The 25,239-nt window shown below is 63.3% G+C and carries 14 protein-coding genes and 2 tRNA genes; 9 read left to right on the top strand and 7 right to left on the bottom strand.

All coding sequences use genetic code 11. The features are described from left to right. The first annotated feature begins 160 nt into the window (after nt 1-160). Together PT282_RS00305 and PT282_RS00300 are read left to right on the top strand one after the other, a co-directional pair. The gene (locus tag PT282_RS00305; protein ID WP_277167591.1) at nt 161-1,156 is read left to right on the top strand and encodes a helix-turn-helix domain-containing protein; all 996 of its coding nucleotides are present in this window, start codon (nt 161-163) and stop codon (nt 1,154-1,156) included. Nucleotides 1,157-1,628: 472 nt separating this feature from the next. Continuing rightward, nucleotides 1,629-5,885 (top strand): CshA/CshB family fibrillar adhesin-related protein, encoded by a 4,257-nt coding sequence (locus PT282_RS00300; protein ID WP_277167589.1) that lies wholly within the window; start codon nt 1,629-1,631, stop codon nt 5,883-5,885. A gap of 110 nt (nt 5,886-5,995) precedes the next feature. Here the strand turns inward: PT282_RS00300 and PT282_RS00295 are convergent, their stop codons facing one another. From PT282_RS00295 to PT282_RS00275, 5 genes are all read right to left on the bottom strand, one after another. Continuing rightward, entirely contained in the window at nt 5,996-6,667 is a 672-nt protein-coding gene (locus PT282_RS00295; protein WP_277167588.1) for a hypothetical protein, read from the bottom strand. A 74-nt stretch (nt 6,668-6,741) separates the two neighbouring features. Next, nucleotides 6,742-9,444, bottom strand: coding sequence for a ferrous iron transport protein B (gene feoB, locus PT282_RS00290; protein ID WP_374114114.1), 2,703 nt, complete (start codon nt 9,442-9,444; stop codon nt 6,742-6,744). Nucleotides 9,445-9,519: 75 nt separating this feature from the next. Continuing rightward, nucleotides 9,520-9,747, bottom strand: a complete 228-nt coding sequence (locus PT282_RS00285; protein WP_277167587.1) for a ferrous iron transport protein A — start codon at nt 9,745-9,747, stop codon at nt 9,520-9,522. Nucleotides 9,748-10,001: 254 nt separating this feature from the next. After that, a tRNA-Ala gene (locus PT282_RS00280) sits at nt 10,002-10,074 on the bottom strand. 58 nt (nt 10,075-10,132) lie between these two features. Next, nucleotides 10,133-10,206, bottom strand: a tRNA-Ile gene (locus PT282_RS00275). Nucleotides 10,207-10,343: 137 nt separating this feature from the next. On the opposite strand from PT282_RS00275, the gene PT282_RS00270 reads away from it, so the two are divergent. Together PT282_RS00270 and PT282_RS00265 are read left to right on the top strand one after the other, a co-directional pair. Beyond that, nucleotides 10,344-10,946: a M48 family metallopeptidase gene (locus PT282_RS00270; protein ID WP_277167586.1), complete on the top strand. Its 603-nt coding sequence runs from the start codon at nt 10,344-10,346 to the stop codon at nt 10,944-10,946. Between the two features lie 111 nt (nt 10,947-11,057). Continuing rightward, entirely contained in the window at nt 11,058-11,843 is a 786-nt protein-coding gene (locus tag PT282_RS00265) for an SDR family oxidoreductase (RefSeq protein WP_277167585.1), read from the top strand. A gap of 339 nt (nt 11,844-12,182) precedes the next feature. Here the strand turns inward: PT282_RS00265 and PT282_RS00260 are convergent, their stop codons facing one another. Together PT282_RS00260 and PT282_RS00255 are read right to left on the bottom strand one after the other, a co-directional pair. Further along, entirely contained in the window at nt 12,183-12,680 is a 498-nt protein-coding gene (locus tag PT282_RS00260; RefSeq protein WP_277167584.1) for a Dps family protein, read from the bottom strand. A gap of 375 nt (nt 12,681-13,055) precedes the next feature. After that, entirely contained in the window at nt 13,056-14,456 is a 1,401-nt protein-coding gene (locus PT282_RS00255; RefSeq protein WP_277167582.1) for a hemolysin family protein, read from the bottom strand. A 481-nt stretch (nt 14,457-14,937) separates the two neighbouring features. On the opposite strand from PT282_RS00255, the gene PT282_RS00250 reads away from it, so the two are divergent. The 5 genes from PT282_RS00250 to PT282_RS00230 all read left to right on the top strand — a co-directional run bounded on the left by PT282_RS00250 (nt 14,938) and on the right by PT282_RS00230 (nt 25,010). Beyond that, the gene (locus tag PT282_RS00250; RefSeq protein WP_277167580.1) at nt 14,938-17,112 is read left to right on the top strand and encodes a leucine-rich repeat domain-containing protein; all 2,175 of its coding nucleotides are present in this window, start codon (nt 14,938-14,940) and stop codon (nt 17,110-17,112) included. A gap of 682 nt (nt 17,113-17,794) precedes the next feature. Continuing rightward, complete coding sequence (locus PT282_RS00245) at nt 17,795-20,185, top strand: BspA family leucine-rich repeat surface protein (RefSeq protein WP_277167579.1); 2,391 nt, start codon at nt 17,795-17,797, stop codon at nt 20,183-20,185. A 445-nt stretch (nt 20,186-20,630) separates the two neighbouring features. Beyond that, nucleotides 20,631-21,194, top strand: coding sequence for a redoxin domain-containing protein (locus tag PT282_RS00240; RefSeq protein ID WP_277167577.1), 564 nt, complete (start codon nt 20,631-20,633; stop codon nt 21,192-21,194). 160 nt (nt 21,195-21,354) lie between these two features. Beyond that, a complete protein-coding gene (locus PT282_RS00235) occupies nt 21,355-23,142 on the top strand; it encodes an FAD-dependent oxidoreductase (RefSeq protein ID WP_277167575.1) in 1,788 nt (595 codons plus the stop codon). Between the two features lie 50 nt (nt 23,143-23,192). Next, nucleotides 23,193-25,010 carry an FAD-dependent oxidoreductase gene (locus PT282_RS00230; protein WP_277167573.1) on the top strand — a complete coding sequence of 606 codons (1,818 nt, stop codon included), beginning with the start codon at nt 23,193-23,195 and terminating at the stop codon, nt 25,008-25,010. The last annotated feature ends 229 nt before the right edge of the window (nt 25,011-25,239 follow it).

Genomic DNA, 25,239 nt, shown 5'->3' with positions numbered 1-25,239 from the left:
ATGATTGCCAACAATCGGTAATACATTTGCTATAATGGGGGTAGTCAAACGATTGTCCAAATGCGCGCCCGGGCCTCAAATCGGGTTTTGAATGGTGCCGATGGGCTAGTATGCTGGACTTTAACGATTATCGAGCGGTGGAAGGCGGTAAGATTTCGGTATGTTCGACCGTAACGATTTGCTGAGGAACGGCAAGCTCAGGAATGTGCGCTTCGCCAAGCAGGGCAATGACTCGGTGCGGACCAACGACATCAAGGCCACCGATTACACATCCTCCGACCACGACCCCAGCCACCAATACGATCCGAACGCCGTGGGCAACGCGCATTTCCAGACGCTGGGCGGCCAGAAGAAGATATCGTCCAGGGCGGCGGTCTTCCCCGAGGTGAGCTTCTCGCACATCAGCCTGCCGGCCACGGTCTTCGACTGGAAGCGCGAGGGACCCACCGCCAAGATGGCCACGATGACCTTCCAGCTGCACGGCCACGTCGAGATCAGCACGCAGGACAACAAGATCCTGCGGCGCAACCCGGGCGTCTTCCTCATCCCGCCCGACACCGGCGACGTCGTCTTCAAGACCACGGCCCCGGCCAACGAGCTCATCGGGGTGAGCCTCTCCTCCCGCCTCTTCGCCACAATCCTGCCGGACTACAAGACCTATTCGATGATGGGCCAGAGCTCCAAGCTCGACGTCGTCTCGCTGCAGCCGCTGCTCGCCTTCGTGGTCAGCGCCTGCAACCTCAACAACCCGCATTCGCAGATGGTCGACACCCTCGAGACGGTGGCCGACGGGGTCGCGCGCTCGCTGCTCATCGCCTGCTTCGGGCAGGGCATGAGCGTGATGCCGCTGATCGAGCGCGTGCGCAAATACGTCTCCGAGAACTACACCGATCCCACGCTGAGCGTCACCAAGACGGCCGAGCACGAGAACGTCTCCGTGCGCACCGTGCAGCTGGCGCTGCAGGAGGCCGACACCAACTTCACCAGCCTGGTGCGCCGCGCACGCACCGAGGCAGCCCTGGAGCTGCGCAAGAGCCAGCCGTCGCTCACCTTGGTGGAGATCGGCGACCGCTGTGGCTTCGGCTCTGTCTCGTCGCTGCGCCGCGCGCTGAAGGTCTACGAGGAAGTCAAGAGCAGCGGCGTCGACCCCGAGTAAGGGTCGCCGGCAAGAGTGCCGGGCGATGGTGTTGGGTGATGGCAGTGCTGCCGGTTTCGTCTGGTCGTTGTTCGGATGATGATGTTGGATGTGGATTCGCAACGTCGGTTCCAGCGCCGGAACCTCGGATATCGACGTTGGACGGTGTTTTCGGGTAACGGTTCGATGGCCGTTCGCAATGACGGTTCCGACGATGGTCTTTCCGGCCGACGAATCCTGTGCGAGGATGCATAGATAGACATCGATATGCAGTATGCCAAGTTTCGAAAAACGGCATTTTTTACATTTGTAACCGCGGAAAATCAACAAAATTTCTATTTTGTCCGACAAACGCATAATGTGTTTCATTCAGCGCATAATCCGATATTTGCGCTCACGTTGTGCCATGCTGGAATTGATATAAGACGCTGAGGAGTGTCGCTTTTGAAGGGCAGAGTTGCTCCCCGTGGAGATCTCCTAGAGAGGAGAACTGATGTTGAGACCAGGAAGAACGAAGAGGTTGGCGGCCATCGCGGGCGCCGTCGCGATGAGCCTGACCGGGGCGATCGGATTCGCCACCGCCGCCGATGCCGCGCCGGCGCAGATTGGTGCGCAGGACGGCGTCGAGCGGTCGGCGGCCTCCGATGGCACGGGTCGCCTGAAGGACAGCATCAACTGGATCGAATGGGGCAGCAACGACGGCGAGGAGATCGACGGCTCGCGCGTGGCGTGGACCACCCCGGTCCAGTCCGGCGCCAACGACTGGATCGCCACCCGATGCGACATTGAGCCGTCGAATGATTTCGGCACGAAGAATCCGCTCTCCCCGTCCAACAGGATGAAGGTCTATCAGCCCGGCGACTACTACGGCGACGGCCTTTCCCAGATGTACTACCAGGGCGGCCCCGGCGGCGACAACACCATGAAGGTCGGCCTGGCCAACGAGAACGACGGCGACACCGTCGACTTCGACTTCTCCTGCCACGCCTACCTCATCGACTCCGGTTCCGCGCCCACCCTCGCTGCGGACACCGACACTTCCGGCTTCCGCGACGTCGGCCTGCAGGGCCTGGTCTTCGCGGACTCCGAATCCAACAACTGGACCGCCAACAGCAACTACGGCCAGAAGGAATACATCAAGGCCCAGCCCACCGAGAGCGCTTCCGGCAACGACGCCCCGACCTGGCGCCTGCTCGACAGCTACCGCACCGCGGGCTGCACCACCAACTCCGTGGCCGAGCTCGCCAGCGACGGCACCACGATGCGGTTCCGCTCCGACGGTGGCCAGTGCGCCAACGAAGGCGGCACGGGTCCGTCCTCGGTGATGTTCCTGCAGAACTCGCACAAGGCCCACGTTGAGCTCAAGGGCGGCGGCGTGACGGCCGTGGCCCTGGGCAGCATCACGGCGATGGACTTCGGCGACGCCCCGACCACCTACGGCACCGCGAGCTCGCTCTTCCAGCCCCAGTGGACCGGCGGCAAGCTCGGCGGCGAGGGCATGCCCGGCACGCCCTACGCCGGCGACGACACCGATCCCGACAACGCCAACGCCAAGGGCGCCCAGCTCTACAACCTTTCCGCGGCCAAGGACGCCTCCAACGACCAGCCGCTCTATGTGGCCAACCTCAAGGAGCCGGAACCGCGTCTGGGCGCGCATGAGGACTCCGAGGCCGTCGCCCACCCCACCGCCGACGATTCCGATTACTACAAAACCAGCGCCAGCTGGGACGACGAGCATGGCGACAGCTCGCAGCTCAACGACTTGAGCGGCAAGGTGCAGAGCGACGAGGACGGCATCCCCGCCGACCAGTTCAGCCAGGACGGTGCCGTCAAGGTGCTGCCCTCCGCCGACAGCACATACAAGCTGAAGGTCAACTGCGCCGGCACGGGCAATGTCAAGGGCTGGATCGACTGGAACGACAACGGCACCTTCGACGAGACCACCGCGGCCGGCGCCAACGAGGCCAGCGACCAGGTGGCCTGCACCGCAGGTTCGGCCACGCTGACCTGGCATGTGACCCGTGACGCGAAGCGTCGTATCCTCTCCGAGGGCACCGGTTCCTCCTACATGCGCCTGCGCATCGCGGCTCCCGCCGCCGGCACGCTCGAGGCCAAGGGACTGACCACCGCGGCCGGCGAGGTGGAGGACTACCGCGCCGACATCCACGTGCCGACCCTGAACGTGCGCACCGACATCGTCGGCGACCGCAAGAACCCCACCGACCAGTTCAAGATGACGGTGGACGGCGACGCCAGCAACCCCGGCGGCGCCGGTGATTCCTCCGATGCAACCACCGAAGGCACCACGGGCGGCATCCAGGGCAAGCAGATCGCCCAGAAGAGCGTCGGCCCCGGCTTCAAATACACCATCAAGGACGACCTGGTCAGCGGCAACGCCAATGACTACAAGTCCTCGGTGACATGTGTGGACCTGAGCAAGAACCCCAACGCTCCTGTCGCCATAGACAATGACGGCCACCTGCAGATGCCGCCCAACGACTACGACGCCAACGTGCAGTGCACCTACAAGAAGACCGCCGTCGGCGACGGCCAGCTGACATTGGTCACGCAGGTCAACAACAACCACGGCGGCACCGCCAAGGGCGGCGATTTCACCTTCGACGCGACGCCGACGCCCCACCCGGGCACCACGCCGACCGATCCCAATGCGCCGGCCAAGCATTATGCGGTCGACTCCACGGCCGAGGGCGAGGACGGCAACATCGCCAGCGACTCCCACACGCTCGACCCCGATTACGACTACGCGATCACCTCGTCCGACGTGCCCGCCGGCTACAGCGAGGTCACGCCCACGTCCGACGACCCCAACACGGTGATCGATGGCAACATCGCCTACACCTGCGTCGACGCGGACGGCAATGTCTGCAGGCCCACGTTCACGGACGGCAAGCTCGACGTGCAGCAGGGCCAGCATGTCACCGGCACGCGTATCGTCGAGGACCAGCCCGCCCATCTGACGCTGAACACCGTGGTCGACAACACCTACAGCCCGGACGGCAACGACAAGTCCCCGTCCGACTTCGCCTTCCGTGTGACGCCCGACGGCAAGAGCGCCGCCAACGCCACGAAGTACGACAGCGACAGCGGCGCCCACGAGATGCCCGCCGGCAAGTATACGGTCAAAGGCATCCTGAAGGATGACGACGCCCATATGCTCGGCTGGGAACAGCAGGGCGAGATCACCTACACGGATGACAACACTGGCGCGCCGCTGACCGCCGCGCAGGCGCAGATCGCGCTCGCCAACGGCCAGAGCGTCACTGGCACACGCAAGGTGCGCGCCCAGCCCGGCAGCCTCAAGGTTGTCACCCACGTCGAGGGCGACGGCGACGCGCAGCCGAGCGATTTCCCCGTCACCGCGACGCCCAACGGCGGCAACGACACCGCCAACGCGACGCAACTGACCGACGGCACCGCCGCGGACCTGAAGGCCTCGAACTACAAGATCAGCACCGACATGTCCGGTAAGCCCGGCTATGAGGTGGTGGACGGCAAGAGCCTCAGCTGCGTGACCGGCGCCGCGGACGCCATCGCCGGCTGGCCGGGCAACAAGAGCTCCAAGCCCAACGTTGTGCCGATCTCCAGCGACGACGCCACCCTGGCGATGAAGAACGGCGCGTTCGTCGCGTGCGAGCAGACGGTGAAGCCGAAGGCCAATCCGACGCTGAGCTTCACCACCGAGGTGGAGCGTGGCGACGCGAAGCCGAACGATTTCACCTTCGAGGTGACGCCGACCACCGGTGGTGGCGACAGCCAGAAGTACACCAACGGTGAGTCGAAGGTTCCCGCCTCCCATGACTTCACGGTGGCTCCTTCCACGCTGCCCGACGGCTACGTCGAGGATGGCGACATCCAGTACTACACCGACGACGACACCGCCCATGCGAACCCGATGAACCTGGCTGATGCCCAGCAGGCGCTCAAGAACGGGCAGAGCGTCACCGGCGTGCGCAAGGTGACCACCCACCAGCCCAAGCTCACTGTCAAGGTGGACCGCGACTACCAGTACGGCGGCACCGCGGCAGGCGACGGCTCGAAGGTCACCCTCAAGCCGGAGCATGGCGACGGCAGGGACGTGACGCCGGACCAGGCGGTCTACGTGGCGCCCGGCAAGTACTCCGTCAAGCAGCTGCTCAACGCAGGCTACAAGCAGAGCGACATCAAGGTGGCGCTCGCCGACGGCACACCGATCACGATCGACGAGGATGGCACGTTCACCGTGCCCAATGACGTTGACGCCAATGGCAATGGCGTGGAAGTGATCGTCACCATCAAGAACGTCGACGAGCCCGGCACGCTGACCTGGTCGCGCTACGACGAGGACGGCACGACCCTGCTCGGCGGCTCCGAATGGGAACTGAGCGGACCCGACGGCCAGAAGATCCGCGTCGAGGACTGCACGGCCCTGGAATGCACCGGCGCCGACAAGGATCCGACGCCCGGCAAGTTCAAGGTCACCGGCCTGAAGTGGGGCGACTGGACGGTCACGGAGACCAAGGCCCCCGCCGGCCACCAGCTCACCAAGCCGCAGACGCTGAGGATCGACCCCTCCGAGAACGGCGGCGACGGCAGCGGCCTGCTGAAGTCGGCCTCGTTCAAGGACGGCCTGCCCGGCCTCTCGTCCACCGGCACCGACATCGCATCGGTCGCGCTGGTCGCGGTGCTCACCCTGATGCTGGGCATGGCGGTCTCCTTCGCCACCCGCAGGATGATGGACCACAAGGAGTAGCCAATGGCTGATTGATGGAGCTGTGGTCGGTTCCGGTTTTCCCTCGGGCCGGCCACGACGTCCCCTGATGGGCGGCAGGTGCTTGAATGCGCTCGCCGCCCATCGCGGTTTCAGCGCTCCCCGCGCAGCCTCGTGGCGAGCCGGCCGATGACGGACTGGCGGCGGCGGATGGCGGCCGGCAGGATCGGGCAGCCGGCGCAGACCAGGCTGTCCGGGTCGGGGTCGCAGCCCTCGCCGGTCGTCGAGTTGCAGGAACGCAGGTCGTAGACGTCGAGGCGGCCCGCATGGCGCTCGCGGTCGACGACCAGGTTCACGAAATCCATCGGCAGGCCCAGTTCGTCGGCCACCATGCGGATCGTGCGGCCCTGGGTGAGCATGCCGATGATCCGCTGCGTGACCGGCGTCGAGCAGGCTGCGGAGCCTGTGGAGCCTGTGGAACCGGTGGCCTCGGTGGTGTGGGCCGCCAAAGCACCGGCTGTGGAGCCGGAACCGGACAGGTATGGTGATTGGCCCGCATCATTGCCGGCAGGGGCGGGCACCGTGGCCGGTGGCGACGTGACCGGTTGGCCGGAGGGCCGCCCAGTCTTGCGGAAACCGTTTTCGGCGTGATTGCCAGCCAGTGGCTTGGCCTGTGTGGAAACCGTTGTGTCTGAAGTGTGCGAAGCGTCGACGGCGTATGTTCGACTGACGGTCTTGCGGAAGCCATCGGCGCCGCGTTGGTCGGCCGGTGGCTTGGTCGTCGTGGAAACCGTTATGGAAGAATTGTCTGGAATCTTCGGCATATCGGAAACCTGCTTCGGCACGGCGGTCCTGCGGAACCCATCGGAGCCGCGTTGTCCGGCCGCCGCCCCCGCGCTCATAGCAATCGTCCGACCTGGAAGACGATGATGGCCAATAGGTAAGCCACGATCAGCCCCGTCGCCACCGATTGCAGCGCGGTTTTCATGCCATATTGCCGTTTCATCTCGGCCACCGTCGCCAGGCAGGGCGTATAGGCGAGGATGAAGATCATGAACGCGGCCGCCGCGGCGTTCGGGTGCCCGTCGCTGGACTTTTCGAAGCTCTCGTGCACGGCCTGGCCGAGGCTCCCCTGGCCCTGCTGCTGCTCGGACTGGTCGTCGGAGCCGTTGATGGCGTAGCTCTGCGAAAGCGAACCGACCACCACCTCCTTGGCCACGAAGCCGGTGACCAACGCCGAGGCCGCGTGCCAGTCGTCGAAACCGGCCGGTTTGAACACGGGCGCGATGGCCGACGAGGCCGCGCCGAACGCGGAGTTCTCCACCTCGTCGACGTGCCCGAAGGTGTTGGTGCCCGCCGCCCCCGCCGAGACGGGGATTGCCGAAAGCACCCAGACGATGATGAGCATCGAGACGATGACGGAACTCGCGCCGGTGATGAATGACCAGAGGCGCTGCAGCACGGACTTCAGCAGCTGCAGCAGGCGCGGCATCTGGTAGGGCGGCAGCTCCATGGCGAACGGCTGGGTCTTCAGGTCCTTGAACTGCGTCTTGCGCAGCGCGAAGCCGACCGCGAGGATGATGACGATGGAACTGACGTACATCAGGAAGATGGCCAGGCCCGCATACCTGCCGAAGAAGGCGTAGGCCAGCACCACGTAGACACTCAGGCGCGCCGAGCACGAGGTGAACGGGATGAGCATGCCGGTCAGCAGGCGCTGGCGCGAGTCCGGCAGCGTACGCGTGGAGGCTAGGGCGGGCAGGTTGCAGCCGAAGCCGACCACCAGCGGCAGGAACGCCCGGCCGTCGAGGCCGATCGTGCGCATCGCGCGGTCCATCACGAACGCGGCGCGCGCCAGATAGCCGGAATCCTCCAGAAGTGAGAGGATGATGAACATGATGCCCATCGGCGGGATGAAGGTGCATACGGTGATCGCGCCGTTGAGGAACCCGTCGACCACCAGCGAATAGAACCAGCCGTCAAGCGCGCCCTTGCCGGCGATGGCGGTGAAGATCCAGGCGATGCCGTCGGTGCACCAGCCGCGCAGCGTGACGTCGAACCAGTCCTGCAGCGGGCCGGCCAGCGTGGTGGTCGCCTCGAAGACGAGGAACATGGTCACCAGGAAGACGACGATGCCGATGGCCGGGTGCAGCAGCACGCGGTCGAGCTTGTCCGAAAAGGTCTCGCGGGTGGCGGTGACGGCGTTGGCGCCCTGCGGCAGGTCTCGGTCGATCTCGCGCAGCTTGCCGGCGATCCAGTCGAAACGTTCGTCCGAAGTGGCCCGTACCCACTGCGAGACCTCGTCCTGCGTGGCGCTCGCCGGCGGGGCCGGGATGGAGGTGACGGGCTTGGGCGCGAGCTGGACGTGGATCTCGCGGGACATGTCGGTGCCGCCGTCCGCCAGCGTGGAGGTGGTGCTGGTATTGCCGGGATTGTCGGCATCGCCCGAAGCGAGCACGCTGTCGACCGTTTGTGCGGCCTTGCGCGCGGCCTCGTCGATGTCGCGCCTGAGAGGCTGTGACGTGGCCTGAGAGCGGTTCTTGAGCTGGGGGCGGTGCCGCGATTCGAGGCGGGACTCGACTTGTGAGTGCGACTTGGTCTGAGGCCGCGACTCGGCCTGCGCTCCGGTCGCTTCGGCCAGCACGGATTCGATGGCGTCGAGCAGCTCCGTCTTGCCCTTGCCGGTGCGGCCGTCGACGCGGATCATCGGCATGCCAGGCAGCGTGCGTTCCAACCGCCGCAACGTGATCGGTGAATCCTGCTTCTCGGCCAGGTCGAGCATGGTGACCGCCACGATGATCGGCAGACCCACATCCATCAGCTGGCTCAGCAGGTAATAGGACTTCGAGGGCGAGGTGGCGTTGAACGCGAAGACGATGACGTCCGGCAGCCCGTAGCTGCGCCGACCCATCGCCGCCTCCCCCGCCACTTGCTCGTCGGGGCTGTAGGCGTCGAGCGAGGTGGTGCCGGGGGTGTCGATGAAGTCCCAGCGCACGGGCCTACCGGTGGCCGCGTCGGTGCGTTCCAGGCTGCCGGACTCGACCAGGACGGTGGTGCCGGGCGCGTTCATCACGCTGGCGTTGGCGCCCAGCACCGCGTTGAACAGCGTGGATTTGCCGACGTTCGGGTTGCCGACGAAGACGATGCGCGGGTTGGCATTGCGGGCGGCTGGCGCATTGGTTGCGGCGGCTGTGGTGTCGTCTGTGCCGGGTTCCGGGCATGATGCGGTGCCGTGGCTGCCTTGATGACTGAATGAAGTGTTGTGGCCGCCATGTGCCTGCGAAGTGCTCTGTGCGTCGATATGGCGCGCGTCGTGGCCGGCATGGTCGGTTTCATGGGCGCTGTGGCCATCACCGCAACCATCATGCCCGGTTCCATGGGCGTCGTGTCCGCCGGCGTTCCCGTGACCGTGCCCGCTGTGCCCGCCGTGCCGTTGCGGCAGCAGCACCGCCAGGCCGCGCCGATGGTGGTGCCCGCCATGGCCGCCGTGACCACCGCCGTGCCCGCAGTCCGCAGGTTCCGGCATCATGTCCGGATCGTTGGTATCGGCAGCGCCTGGATGCTTCATCGCGGAGCAGTCGTGTTCCTGTTCGTATACCATATCTGCACTTAATCTAAAGTCGTCCGCAACGCGACGGACGAGGTGGTTTCTCTGGGTCTGGGTAAAGGATAGTCTTCAGCGAGGCGTTACGAAGATGTGGCGGGCGGTGGATCCGTCGATGGCGATGCGCTCGCCGCCGTGCGCGACCACGCAGCCGCCGAACATGGCTTTCTGGATGACTCGCACAGGCTCGTGCAGGCGGAACCCGAGCTCGTTCAACCTGAAGCGGTTGCGGGCCTCGAAGTCCATCCTGCATATCTCCACATCCACTCCGAGTGGGCAGGTGCGCAATGAATCAACCATACTTTGGACAATAGCTCACATTCGCACACGCTGTAAAGACTTTTTGCGAAAAATCTTGCCAATCGTGTGACAAGGTGGAACGGAACGTCAAGCCAGAACGGTCCAGGGGGCATGTGATTTCCGTGTTTCCGTGCATCCCACGTGCATCCCTCATGCACCCTTAGGGCAGTGAAAAACAAAGAAATCATCGTGAAAACGCAGTGACGCCAAAAACAGAAAAACCCGCAGAACATTGATATTCCGCGGATATGAAGTGGAGCTAGCCGGGTTCGAACCGGCGACCCTCTGCTTGCAAAGCAGATGCGCTACCAGCTGCGCCATAGCCCCGTAACCACAACGATTCTCGACCATGAAACCTTGGGATTTGTGATTGAAGAATCTTGCGTGGGCCCGGGAGGACTTGAACCTCCGACCTCATCCTTATCAGGGATGCGCTCTAACCAGCTGAGCTACGGGCCCATCGACACGTTTAAAACGTACAGAGGTATAGCTTACCAGTTTGCTCCCGTTAGTCAACCCGTCGTGTGCGCGTGTCGCAGAAGTCTGGGCGAACGTCGCGGCTTTGCATATCCGGCGTCGCTCGCGCGCGGGAGAATATGCGTATGCCTTATCGACGACGCCAGCGAGCCAGAACCGTCTCCTCCACCACGCTGCGGGTCGACGGTCTGCAGGTCGAGGTGACGCGCAAGACCATGCGCAACATGTACCTGCGCATCAAGCCGCCGGCCGGCCGCGTCGTCGTGACCGCCCCGGCGAGGATGAGCGACGCGAAGATCGCGGCGTTCGTGCGGCAGCGCCGGGACTGGATCGAGCGGCAGCGGGCGCTGATGGCGCAGAAGGCCGCCGAGTCCGGCTTCGAATGGACGGATGAGCGCAAACGGCTGGCGAAGTCCAATATCGACGCGATGCTGCCAGGGCTGCTGGAACGATGGGAACCGGTGGTGGGGCGCGCGCCGACGCATATCACCCTGCGGCTGATGACCTCGCGCTGGGGCTCCTGCACGCCGGCGACCGGGCGCATCCGGCTCAACCTGCAGCTGGGGCTCATGGATCCGCGCTTCCTGGAGTACGTGCTGGTCCACGAGATGACGCACCTGTGGGCGAGCGGGCACGGCGCCGAGTTCCAGCGGCGCATGGACTCCTACCTGCCGAACTGGCGCGAGTTGCGGCGCGATATCAACCGTGAGATGGTGTGGTAGGGAAAGGTCGCACGCACTAACTCGAGAATCAAAAAAAGAACCCAGTGTTTTCAACGATTTATTTTTGATTCTCGAGTTAGTGTGTGCGCGAAACAACGAAGGAGGTTTTCAATGGCTGAAAACAACAAGGAATCCGAGACGGGTGCCAGGCGCGCGGTGATCACCGGGGCGTCCAGCGGCATCGGGCGTGCGACGGCGCTGCATCTGGCGGCGAAGGGCTGGAAGGTCGTGGCCCTGGCTCGGCGCGAGGACCGGCTTGCGGCGCTTGCCGACCAGATCGGCGACGCGTGCGAATACGTGGTGTGCGACGTCACCGACGAGGCCTCCACACAGGCCGCGGTCGACACGATCCTGCACGGCGGCGACGTGAAGGCGCTGGTCAACTGCGCCGGCGGGGCCATCGGGCAGGACCCCATCGAGAGCTGCGAGGTGGAGGACTGGCGCAGGATGTACGACGTCAACGTGCTCGGCACGCTGCGCATCACCCAGAAGCTGCTGCCTGCCCTCAAGGCGGCGCCCGGCGGCGGCACGGTCGTCGTCGTCTCGTCGACCGCCGGCATCGAGCCCTATGAGGGCGGCGGCGGATACTGCGGCGTGAAGTCCGCCGAACGCGTGCTGGCCCAGACGCTGCGTTTCGAGCAGGTCGGCGAGCCGCTGCGCGTCATCGACGTCTCGCCGGGCATGGTGGAGACCAAGGAGTTTTCGCTCAACCGCTTCCACGGCGACCAGGCCAAGGCCGACGCGGTGTACGCCGGCGTGCCGAGCCCGCTGACCGGCGACGACATCGCCGAGTGCATCGAGTGGGCGGTCGACCTGCCCGACAGCGTCGACATCGACTCCATCGTGGTGCGTCCGCGCGCCCAGGCCTCGGCCCAGCGCGTCTACCACGAGCGCTGAGGGGCTGCGTGACCGGTTTCCCGCATTCGTGATTGGATTGTAGCTTTCTCGTTTTGCCGGGCTACAAACAGGTCTTTAGGCTTTCCCGGATGATGCATTTGTAGCTTTCGCATCTCGCCGAGCGACAAATAGGTCGCTGAGCCTCCCCGAGCCTTGCTTTTGTAGCTTTCTGATTACTAAAGCTACAAACCGGTTATGAGGGTCGCGTTCGGGCGCATACGACATTGCGCCGCCACCCACATTGGAATGGGTGACGGCGCAATGGTTGGTTATCGCGGTTCTCGCGGCCTGGTTTCGGGACTGGGTCTCGAAATCTTCAGGCCTTCAGAGCCTCAGACCTCAGGCGTGAGGGGTCTCCTCGATGAGGTGGCTGTTCATGAACCAGTTGAAGTGTTCGAGTTCCTGGACGTGGTCCTGCATGATGTTGGAGCTGATGATGTCGATCGGATCGAGCTCCTCGTAGGCCTTGCGCTCGGCGATGATGAAGTCGCTGTAATAGTCCACCAGAGCCTTCAGGTAATCCTGGGTGTTCTTGCGGCCCATGAGCTTGAACTCGGGCCAGGTGCGGTTGTTGATGATGGACTCGGGGGTGCCTTCCGCGCTGCCGCCGAGGGTGGCGATGCGCTCCGCGGTCTCGTCGGCCATGTTGCGCACGGCGTCGACCTCGGGGTCGAGCATCTCGTGGACGCCGATGAAGCTCGGGCCCGCCACGTTCCAGTGAGCGTGCTTGAGGATCAGCGACGCCTCTTCCTCCTGCGCCAAGCGGTTCTGCAGGACGGAGACGACCTTGTCGGATGTGGCCTGATCGAGGCCGGGGCTCAAGAATTCTGCTGCCATGATTCTTCCTTTCGTATCATTGACAATCGTTGCTTCCAGTCTAGCAATCTATGACGTTCGCCACAGAAATTCATCGTTGGCCCAATATGGCCGAAACGGTTGAAATCTCGCGCATTCTGCGCTACATGTGAGATAAGTCTCATTATGCGACAATGATAATTTTTGCGTCATATGCGACGCCCACGTGGTTCCGCTTGCGACGTTGTGGCCGTAATTCGTGGATTTGCTGCACCATTTCCATCGACGCATCGGATTTGCGCCATTTTTGGGCCGCTGACTGGAGCTCAGCGGGCTTTTTATGGCGTAAATTTTGCATTCCGCCATTTTTGGGCCGCTTGATTGGCGCCGCTGGGCGAGCTGCATGAACCGGCTTCGCTACTTGTCTTCTTTTGCCGGAGCCGAGCCGGAAGCTTCCGTGTCGCCGTCGCCGCTTCCGTCACCATCGCCATCGTCGCCGTCGGCCGTGCTCTTGCGGACCTCGAGCGTCTCGATGCGGCGGCCGTTGACCTGGGTGACCACCATGTCGTAGCCGTCGTCGGAGTGCAGGGTCTCGCCCACCTCGCCCATCTTGCCGGTGTGTGCCAGGAAGTAGCCGGCCACCGTCTCGTAGGGGCCGTCCTCCAGCTCGATGCCGGTGAGGTCGGCGAAGTCCTCGATGGTCATGCCGCCGTCGACCGTGGCCACGCCGTCGACGAACGCGGACTCGCCGTTGCGGCCGTCGCCCACGCCGTTGGCCGCGCCGCCGCTCTTGTCGTCGGGCAGGTCGTACTCGTCGCGGATGTCGCCCACCAGCTCCTCGGTCATGTCCTCGAGGGTGACGATGCCGTCGGTGCCGCCGTACTCGTCGATGACCACGGCCAGGTGGATGCCGCGTTTGCGCAGCAGGGCGAGGCTCGGCAGGATCTTCGAGGTGCCGGGCAGCGAGATGCCCTCGCGAGTCACGTCGGCCACGGTTTTGGCGTTCGGGTCGCGCACGTCGAGCAGGTCGCGCACGTGCACGAAGCCGAGCACGTCGTCGAAGTCCTTGCCGGTGACCGGGTAGCGCGAATAGGGCATCTCGCGCACGTATTTCGCCGCGTCCTCGATCGACTGCGTGCTCTCCAGGAAGACCACGTCGGCGCGCGGGCGCATCACTTCGGCCACGATGGTCTCCGAGGCGTCGAACACGTCGTCGAGGATGGTGCGCTCGTCGTGGCTCAGGTTCGAGTTGGAGTTGACCAGTACACGCAGCTCCTTGTCGCTGACCTCGCTTTCGGTCTGGCTCGGGTCGAAGCCCATGAGGCGGACGATGCCGTTGGTGCTCTTGCCGATGGCCCAGATGATGGGCCTGCAGATCTTGGCGAAGACGTCGATGGCGGGCACGGCGGCGCGGGCGATCTGCTCGGTGCGCTGCATGGCGATGCGCTTGGGCACCATCTCGGCGATGATGATGTCGCAGAACGAGATGATGAGCGTGAGCACGACGGTGGTGACCGGTTCCGCGATATGGCGGGGCACGCCCCAGCCCTCCACGACGGGCACGACCCAGGGCGCGATGGCGGATTCGCCGAACGACGCCGAGAAGAAGCCGGAAAGCGTCACGCCGATCTGCACGGTGGAGAGGAAGGTGTTCGGGTCTCGGCCGATCCTCGCCACCTTCGCGCCGCGCTGATCCTCCTGCGCCATCTCGTCGAGCTGCGAGCCGCGTAGGCTCACCAGGGCGAGCTCGGTGCAGGCGAACACTCCGCCGATGATCATGAAGACGAGAACGAAGACGATATCCAAGGCCAATGACATGCCTCCAAGTCTAGAGGGGCGGCGGGTCATTGGGCGTTCGTCGACGTGCGTTTCGGCCACGGCGTAGTTGGTGGGCGGTTCGCTTGTAGGCGTCGTGATGGTCTTGCGGGCACCGCGGTGGTCTCATGGATGCCGTGGCCACTGTCGTCTCCGGCGATTCCGCTCGTTTTCTTTTGATTTTCTTTTGCTTCGTTGGCCGGTTTTCGTGGGTCTGGGGCCGGGAATCGTTGGAATTCCAACGAAAATCTCTTTTGCCTGCCATTTGCTTTTAAAAGCAAAAGAAACCCGTCGCGGCTGGTTTCCGTCGACGGAGTCGGCTTGGATCTGGCGCGTCGTTTGGTATTGCAATAATGAAAAATAATGACTATTTGTAGAAGGTGACAGGCCAATAAACTTGCGCTGAGTCGGTAAGGCATCGGAAACCGAGTGCCGAAGACGGTGTGCGCAGGTTGGCCATGCCAAGTCGTGAACGGGGAGAGATATGAAAGCACAGGTGAGGGCGTTGCTGTTCTCCGTGTTCGCAGTGGTGCTGCTCTCCTTGACGGTCGGCGCGGTCGGGCATGCCGTGCAGCGGAAATCCAGCGGGGGGTATCCGGTTGCCGATACCTCGGTTTCGCAGGTAAGTAACTATCCACAAGGTCAAGTGGCGCCCGCTGATTTCCGTGCGACTGTAAAAGCCAAGGGCAATGATTCTACGCGGGGTAACCGGATTTACGGTACTGAATTTGACGTGACCTATCCCCTGTCTTATGACGCCAACGGCGGGACAGGGACGGTGCCGACCGACGTGGACTCAGCGCGCCAGAGTGGTGGATGTGCGGTCCAGCACGCTGCCGGGGAAACGGTCGACTTGCCTACGGGGATGGCGACCGATTGCTGGGACGGTGGGTTGAGTCGGACGGGGATGAAGTTCGTGGGGTGGTCGACGACGAAGTATGCGGACCCGTTCGCCACGCTCGCCGATGCCGAGAGCCATGTGATGGGCACGCTGACCATGCCGCAGAATGCCCAGACTATGTATGCGGTATGGGTAAAAGCCTATACGGTGACATTCAAGACGCAGCCGAACGTCAACGGCCATCCGGCGACCTCGACGCTGTCGACGCAGGTGTTGGCCGACGGCGAGGCCCCCACCGCTCCGGCGATGCCGACTTCCTACAACCCAGGCGTGAAATTCATGGGCTGGGGCACGGCCCAAGACACGGATGCCGACGGCGAGGGCCTGATGGACGCGTTCGACGTGACGAAACCTGTGACCGGCAATGTAACGGTGTGGCCGCTGTGGGGGTATGAGGACACGTCGGCCGGGCACCGATGCGTCATGGGCGTGGACGCGTTGGCGCAGTGCTTCCCTGATACGGCGCTGGCGAGTTGGCTGAAAGCCAAACTCTCGTTGCCATCGACGTCATCGGTCTGGACGCAACGTTTCGCATTGGGGATGCAGGGATTGTACTGCCAGCGGACCGGGGCCTCCGACCTGGACGGCGTGCAGACGTTGACGAACCTGCAGGATACTGATCTCAGCGACGATCATTTCAGCGGCGCCGATCTGCACCAATTCAAATATCTGTTCAGCCTGACCGGCATGACGGCCAACCGTGCGGAAATTTCGGACATATCCAATTTGTCGGGACTGACGAATCTGACGTATTTGAGCTTACAGACGAACCAGATCGACGACATAGACCCGTTGGCGAATATGACCCGGATGTACAAACTGTTTCTCGACCACAATGAGATCGTGTCCATTTCTTCCCTGTCGAGCATGACGGGTTTGAACACGTTCGGTGTCAGCAGCAACCGCGTCACCAGCGCCGAACCGCTGCGGCACCTGAGCGCGCTCGAGCAGTTGTGGATACACAACAATGAGCTCACGGACGTGTCGCCTTTGGCTGGGCTGACGAATTTGAAGACGCTCTATATCGGACAGAATCATATCTACGACATCTCGTCGCTGTCGGGACTGACCAAACTGACGAGCGCCAGCCCGTACCAGGGTTTCTATCCCGGCGACCAAACGGTGACGTTGCCCGCCACGGTGGCCGATCCGGGAATATCGATGCCCACCGCGGTGAGCGTGGACGGATCAGCCGTCGAGCCGACATCGAGCTCGCCCGCATCGCCCAGCGCCGGACGACTCGATGCGCAAGCCAAGCGATTGATTTGGCCGGGGCCGATGACGGTCGCCGCTGGTACGTCCGTCTCGCAGACGTTCTCCAAGCAGGTGGCGTTGGGCGACACCACCGGCACGTTCTCCGGTACCATCACGGAAAGCTATACAGTCAAGCGACACACGGTCGGTTTCGACACCAATAACGGTGATCCGCCTTCGTTGCAGCCCTCGTCGGTGTCGGCGTATAGCGGCTATAAGATCACCGCCCCGACCACGGAGCCGACGCGTCTCGGCTACCGTTTCACCGGCTGGTACCCCAGCGTCGACCCATCGGGAGTCGGTCGGGGCGACGCCTTTGATTTCGCTAACGACCCGGTGACCGAGGACATGACGTTGCATGCTGGCTGGCGGTCGGTAAATGTCGCCATTCCGTTGACTGGCGCATCGAAGGTCGGCGCTCTGCTGCCTTGCGTTCTTGTTGCTGCCGCATTGGGTGCGGGAGCTGTGTCTGGGTCGCTGCGCCGGCGGCTGAGGCAACGGTGACGGATTCGGTGGTGGCTCCAGAACGGCAGGCAGTACGCTGGTCCGGTAAGTGGGGTCCGTATCTCCGGTCGTCGGCGATTCGTGGTCTGATGCTCCTGCCGACAATGTCCGACGGGCCGGAAAACTGCGCTTTTTGCCCGGGTTGATGGATGCGACCGATGTCAAAGGATTATTGCGCCGAGTTGCGTCAGACAAATCGGTGTAGTACAACTGACTAATGTGAGATATTGCATAATAATGTCGTAAGGGATTCGACGTTTACTGGTTGATGAGACAAGGAAGCAACAGGGGTTTGGAGTGAGGAACCTCGTCATGGGCGCATAGCCTTATCGAGTTGACGCGACGAACGATGTTTGTCGCGTAATTCGATGTTGGTATGAGCGCGGCGTTGGTCGCCGTCTTTAGGTCGACCGTCGCTGGCTGTGTGCGCTTTCTCGGCTTCATCGGCGTCGCAACGTGTTGTCCATGGGGCAACCGTTTCATGTGGTATCTGCGTATAAATGGAAATCAAGTGTGACCGCCATCAAGAACCTTGGCATTCCGGGGCAGGCGGTCATGTAGGCGGTGCAACGCCGCCATGGAATGGAGGATTGACATGCGCGGTTTGCATTCGCTTGGCTCGGTCGGCGCAAGCGTGTCGACATGGGGGAAGAGCTGCGTCGCCGGTATCGCGAGGCACGGAATGGGAGGCATGGTGGCCGCGGTCGCCTTGCTCTCTTCGGTATCCATGTGCGTGGCGCTGGCGCCGAGCGCCGACGCCGCCGAGACCGGTTCGAGCGCGGTGGCGGGTACCCCTGCGAAGCATGGTTCGCAGGCGCCGTCGGCGATCGGGGGCGCGGGTGTGGATGCGTCCGTGACGGCCAATGGTTCCGGAAGCGCCGCCGCGGCCGGTTCGTCCGCCGGCATCGGCAACACCGCCAACGCAAGTAATGCCGTCAAGGCTGGATTCGGTACACCAGCGCCATCGGCGACCAAGGGCGACGGCACGGCAAACGTCGGCAGCCGTTCCTTGGCGAAGGCCACGTGCACGCAGACCACACCGACGACGTTCCAAGATTCTTTGACTGGTTATTCAACCCCGGGCAATCCTGTCCTCGTGTCGTCGACTCCGGGCAACCAGAACCCTACCCTCGGAGGGGCGTATTGGGAAATCACCTCCGATTGCGTGCTGCATTTACGTGGCAATAGTCAGGGTGGGGACCACAACGTCGCCACGAACGTCATTGGTAGAGAGGACTTCTGGCCTTGGTATGCGCCTGCCTACCGTGACGAGATCACGGGCGTGAGCGTTGACCATCCCATGGGAGCGCTTACCGGCGCGACCCTTGACTACATGTTCGCCGGCCTGCCCAACCTCACCACCGTGGACGTCCGGAATCTCACGGTGAACTCCCCCAACTACATGCGTTATATGTTCGCCAACGATCCCAAGCTGACGACGGTGAACACCACCGGTTGGCAGCCGGATTGGGTTCAGGACATGACGCACATGTTCGCCAACGACATCGCCCTTACCGAAGTCACAGGTATCAATGATTGGTTCGCGGGTTGGGGTACTGCGGCGATTACGGATACCAGCTACATGTTCTCGGAGGACTCCTCGCTCGCCTCGCTGGATCTTTCGCAATGGGCGACGCACTTCAATGCCGGTGCCGTCACGATGAGTTCCATGTTCGACATGGTTGGCGGAGTGGATACCGACATCGTCGATGCGAGCGACCACCAATATGACACCGCGCTGACCGACCTCAATCTGACCGGCTGGCACATGGGCTGGGCAGTGGATGGCATGTTCCGAGCCTGCTCGAAACTCACCCATATTGGCGGCATGCCGAACTGGGATATGAGCGGTGCCAAGAATCTGAACGCCATGTTCAAGGGTTGCTCGAAGCTTGAAAGCGTCGATTTGTCGAATTGGGATACCAGCTCGGCTCTCGACATGGATGGTCTCTTCGAAAAGGATGGCTCGCTGACCGACCTGAGCAGCGTCAGTGGCTGGAACACCTCCAGGGTGAACACCATGGGTGCTGTGTTTGACCGAGACGAGAATCTCACCAGCCTCGATGTGAGCGGGTGGGACACCCGAAACGTCACCAACTTCAGCTGGACGTTCCGCATGTGCCCCAAGCTCCCGAGCATCACGGGCATTGAGAATTGGCACACGCCGGCGGTCATCAAGACCTACGCCATGTTCAACGGCGATGCCGGGCTCACCTCGCTGGATCTTTCGAATTGGGACCTCAAGATCAACAGCTTGCCCACGCCTAACGATCCCGCGGATAGGAATGGCGACATGAGCAGCATGTTCGCCGGATGCGCGAAGCTCGAAACGCTTACGGGACTTGACGACTGGGAGACCTCGGCCGTCACGCAGATGTACAAGATGTTCGAAGGCGACGGTGTCCTGAAGCAGCTCGATTTGAGCGCCTGGAGCACGCCGGCCGTCAATGACATGGGCGACATGTTCCGCGGCTGCAGCTTCCTCGATAAGCTTTCCGTGGGCACCGCCCAGTTCAACCATGGCGCGTTCAACCTGATCGGCGGCGAGGTCCACTTCCTGCGCACCACCGACAATGACACGGACGGCAACGACGTGACGGCGAACGGCATCACTCAGCCGGGCGACTGGTATCGCGCGCACGCGGCGATCAAGATCATGCCCGACGCCACGACCGTCCACTACCAGACCGCGGACAACGACGGCCCCGACCTCCCCCGCACCGCGGGTGGCAGGGACGTCCTCTATTACACGCGTGACGGCAAGCCGGAGACCACGCACTATGCGGTTGGTCCGTGGTCGACGCATAGCGCCGATTCCCAATACGACTACACTGTCGGCTGGGATTACGGCGACCAGGCCGTGCCCGTCACGCTCAGGCCGGTGCTGCCTGACCTCCCCGCCACGCAGGGCAATGGGGCCAACGCTGCGGCCGGCAACGGGCAGGCCGCGGGCAGCCGATCGCTCGGCCGGACCGGTGCCGCCGTCGCGGCAGTAATCGTCGTCGCGCTGGCCGCCATGGCCGCCGGCGTGACCCTCCTGACCATGGCCCGTCGCCGTGGCGACAGGAGCTGACGGCTTCTCTTAGTCGGTAGGGCGCGTCGGGGATTCCGGTTGGTTCCGGCCCCGGCGCGCTTTTTCGTCGCCGGTTTTGATGTCTTCGATTCCGGTCTCCGTAGTGGTCGAAAGCATCCTGTCGTGATGTTTAATCTAGACGATATATATTTATATGTTTAGTTAAATACGGGGCAATCAGACCGTTCGGCCGAGGCAATTCTGACGCTGGGCGCAAACAGCTTTCGAGAGACGAAAAAAAATAAAAAGGACCAAATTCTAGCGTGGGAAATCTCATATTTGGCGTTACCATGGTGACTCATAAGCGGTGAGGTTTCGCCATGCCTGTCAACGGATGCCGGCTTCATATTGCAGCGTCTTTATGGGGAAGATACGCGGATGGGGCGAGGCCAAGTCGCCGGTAACGCAAGAGGTCACGTTATTCGAGGTAAAAGAGGTACACACAATGACTATGCTGCAGCACGAAATCGCTGATTTCACGGCCAACATCTATCAGGACAACAAGTTCGGCAAGCTCACCAAGGCCGACATGCTGGGCCACTGGTCCCTGGTGTTCTTCTATCCCAACGACTTCAGCTTCGTCTGCCCCACCGAGCTCGAGGACCTCGCCGACCATTACGACGAGTTCAAGCAGGCCGGCTGCGAGGTCTACGGCGTCTCCCACGACACCGAATTCGTGCACAAGGCGTGGCACGAGGCCAACGACAAGATCGCCAAGATCCAGTTCCCGATGGTCGCCGACCCCACCAACCAGCTTTCCCGCGACCTCGACAGCTACGACCCGGTCAACGGCCAGGCCGAGCGCGGCGATTTCATTCTGAGCCCCGAGGGAAAGGTGGTGGCCTATGAGGTCATCTCCTCCAACGTCGGCCGCAACGCCGAGGAGATCCTGCGCCGCGTCGAGGCCAGCCAGTTCGTCTACGAGCACGGCGACCAGGTCTGCCCCGCGAAGTGGACCCCGGGCGACGAGACCATCGCCCCGAGCCTCGACCTCGTCGGCCAGCTCTGAGAAGGAGCCCGAAATGCCTAGCCGCGAACGCCGGATGCGGGAGCCGATTCGTCGCCCCGCTTCGGTTTCGTGGCTCTCTGTGGTGTTGACGGCGCCGGGGCGGGATGTGGTCGTTACGGCGTCGCCGACGGATATGAAGTGGTGATTGGTAAAGAGGATCATGAAGCAGCAAGACGATTTGTACGATGTGGTGGTAATCGGCGGAGGCCCCGCGGGGCTTACGGCCGGGCTTTACCTGGCGCGCGCACGATATCGAGTGCTGGTCCTCGAGAAGGAGGACTTCGGCGGCCAGATCACCATCATCAACGAAGTCGTGAACTACCCGGGCGTCGCCTCCACCGACGGACGCGCGCTGAGCGCGACCATGCACCAGCAGGCCGCTGACTTCGGCGCCGAGTTCATGTCCGCCAACGCCACCGGCGTCGACGTCGACGGTGACATCAAGGTCGTGCACACCGACCATGGCGACCTGAAGACCTTCGGCATCCTACTGGCCACGGGCGCCGTGCCGCGCAAGGTCGGCTTCAAGGGCGAGACCGAGTACGCCGGCCATGGCATCTCCTACTGTTCCACCTGCGACGGCGAGTTCTTCAACGGCCAGGAGGTCATCGTGGTGGGCGGCGGCTTCACCGCGGCCGAGGAGGCCGTCTTCCTGACCAAATACGCCACCAAGGTCACCGTGCTGGTGCGTGGCGACGACTTCAGCTGCGACGCCTCCGTATCGGCCGAGGCCAAGGAAGACCCGAACATCGAGGTGCGCTACAACACCGAGATGAAAAGCGTTTCAGCCGATCGTGGCGGGCTTGTCTCCGCAGTGCTCACCGACCGCAAGACCGGCAAGGACATCGACTGGAAACCCGCCGACGGCGGTCACTTCGGCGTTTTCGTCTTCGCGGGCTACGTGCCCCAGACCAGCCTGCTGGAAGGTCTGGTCGACCTCGACGAAGAGGGCTATGTGATCACCGACCAATATCTCGAGACCTCCGCCGCGGGCGTCTACGCGGCCGGCGACCTGCGCCGCAAGACGCTGCGCCAGCTGATCACCGCCGTCTCCGATGGTGGCGTGGCCGCCGTGGAGCTCGAGCGCTACGCCAAGGATGTGAGCGAAAAGCTCGGCGTGATGCCGCCCAGGCCCACCGATTCCAAGTACGAACGCCACGAGCAGGCCTATGAGTCCAACACCGCGTTCGAGCCGCAGAAGAAGAACTCCGACGTCACCAAGGACGTGCAGACCGCCGGCTTCTTCGACAGCACGATCCGCCAGCAGCTCAAGGTGGTCTTCAGCGTGATGGCCAAGCCGCTCATCCTCAAGGTCACGCTCGACGAGACCCCGCTCTCCCCGCAGATCCAGGGCTTCGTCACCGAGCTGGCCGAGCTGAGCGGCGGCAAGCTCTCCGTGGTCGTCTCCACCCCCGCCGATGACGGCGTCGAGGTGGACGACAAGGGCAACGTGGCCTACGACATCGCGCAGAACCTGCCGAAGGTGCGGCCCTGCGTGCGCGTGTGCAAGGTCGGTGCGGACGGCGAGCCGGTGCCCACGGGCATCGCGTTCCACGGCATGCCCAGCGGCCACGAGTTCAGCTCGTTCGTCCTCTCGCTCTACAACGTCGCCGGCCCGGGTCAGGTGCTCGACGACGACGTGCAGAAACGTGTCGACCAGCTGTGCGCCGACGGCGGTAGCATCGACATCATGATCCTGGTCTCGTTGACGTGCACGGTGTGCCCGGCGACGGTCCTGGCCGCCCAGCGCATCGCCTCCAGCAACCCGAAGGTGCACGCCGAGGCCTACGAGGTCTCGCACTGCCGTGACCTCCAGCGCTACTATGGGGCGATGAGCGTGCCCTGTATCGTCATCAACCGGACGAGCGCGGACGGCACGGTCACGCAGAAGATCGAGTTTGGCAAGAAGGGGGTTCCCGGTCTCCTCGACCTGATCGAGGCGCTGTGACCTCTCCGGCGGCCGTTGACGCGAAGAAGTAACGGAACATAAAGGAAAACATGAAGCAGCAAGATGATTTGTACGATGTGGTGGTGATCGGCGGCGGCCCGGCCGGACTTACGGCTGGCCTGTACCTTGCGCGTGCTCGATATCGTGTGCTTATCCTCGAGAAGGAGGATTTCGGCGGCCAGATCACCATCACCAACGAGGTGGTGAACTATCCCGGCGTCGCCCGCACCGACGGACGCGCGCTCACCGAGACCATGCGTCGGCAGGCTGCCGACTTCGGAGCGGAATTCATGGCGGCCGAGGCCACCGGGCTCGACGTCAAGGGCGACATCAAGACCGTGCACACCAACCGCGGCGACCTGAGGACCTTCGGCATCCTCGTGGCCAGCGGCGCCAACCCGCGCAAGATCGGTTTCGAAGGCGAGGCCGAATATGCCGGGCGCGGCGTCTCCTACTGCGCGACCTGCGACGGCGAGTTCTTCAATGGCCAGGAGGTCATCGTGGTGGGCGGCGGCTTCTCCGCGGCCGAGGAGTCCGTCTTCCTCACCAAATACGCCAAGAAGGTCACCGTGCTGGTGCGCGACGACGACTTCACCTGCGACGCCTCCGTGGCCAACGAGGCCAAGAACGACCCGAACATCGAGGTGCGCTACCACACCGAGATGAAGTCGGTCTCCGCCGGCGAGGGCGGGCTCGTGAGCGCCGTTTTCCATGACAGCAGGACCGGCGAGGACGTGGAGTGGAAGCCCTCCGGGTCCAAGAACTTCGGCGTCTTCGTCTTCGCGGGCTACGTGCCCCAGACCGACGTCCTGAAGGGCGTCATCGACCTCGATGAGTATGGCTACGTCATCACGCACGGCTACCTGGAGACCTCCGCCGCCGGCGTCTACGCGGCCGGCGACCTGCGCGAGAAGAACCTGCGCCAGGTGGTCACCGCCGTCTCGGACGGTGCCGTGGCGGGCGTGGAGCTCGAGCGCTATGCCAAGGACATGAGCGAGAAGACCGGACTGGTGCCGCCGCGCCCCACTTCCTCGAAGTACGAGCAGCGCGAGGCCGAGCAGGCGCGCAAGGCCGCCAATTCCGGCACGTCTCCGGCGCCGGCCGCCGCTTCCGGCGCGTCTGGCGCGTCCGGTTCACATGCCGCCTCGCCCCGCACTTCCGGTTTCTTCGACGACGCCATCCGCCAGCAGCTCGACGTGGTCTTCGGGCGCATGAGCCAGTCGTTGGTGCTCCGTCTTTCGCTCGACCAGACCAACCTTTCGCGCGAGCTCAAGGGCTTCGTCGACGAGCTGGTGGGCCTGAGCGGCGGCAAGCTTTCCACCGTCGTCGCCTCCGACGAGGACGAGACGCGACTCGATGGCAACGGCCGCGCCGCGTTCGACGTCGAGGACGCGATGCCGGCGGCCCGTCCGTGCGTGCGCCTGTGCAAGGTCGGCGCCGACGGGAGCGCCGAGCCCACGGGACTGGCGTTCCATGGTGTGCCCAGCGGCCATGAGTTCAATTCGTTCGTGCTGGCGCTCTACAACGCGGCCGGCCCCGGCCAGTCCATCGACGACGCCACCCAGAAGCGCATCGAGGCATTGGGCGCGGACGGCGGCGCCATCGATGTGATGGTGCTGGTCTCGCTGACCTGCACGATGTGCCCGACCACGGTACTCTCCTCGCAGCGCATCGCCGCCGACAATCCGAAGGTGCGCGCCGAGGCCTACGACATCACGCACTTCCCCGAGCTGCAGAGGCAGTACGGCGCGATGAGCGTGCCTTGCATCGTCATCAACAGGACGGCCGCCGACGGCACCACCTCGCAGAAGGTCGAATTCGGCAAGAAGACGGTCGCCCAGATGCTCGACCTGATCGACGAGGCGTAGCGTCTATATTTCTGATTTGCGCCATACGTGAGTCGCTGGGGATTGGCCAGAGGCTTATGTATGGCGCTTTTGCTGGGTTGCGACGAAGCCCGCATGGGCCATAAATGTCGATTTCTTCTTGAAATGACGTTTTGATGGCTTATGCGTGACCTCTAAATGTCGATTTTGGAACTTTTCGCTATTTAGGAGGCTGGAATCGAGGTGCTATATGTCGATTTCAAGGGTTTTC

This window comes from Bifidobacterium sp. ESL0763, assembly GCF_029433395.1.
Taxonomy (GTDB): domain Bacteria; phylum Actinomycetota; class Actinomycetes; order Actinomycetales; family Bifidobacteriaceae; genus Bifidobacterium.
The sequence above is the reverse complement of the archived record's forward strand: the minus strand, read 5'-3'. Positions and strand labels throughout refer to the sequence as shown.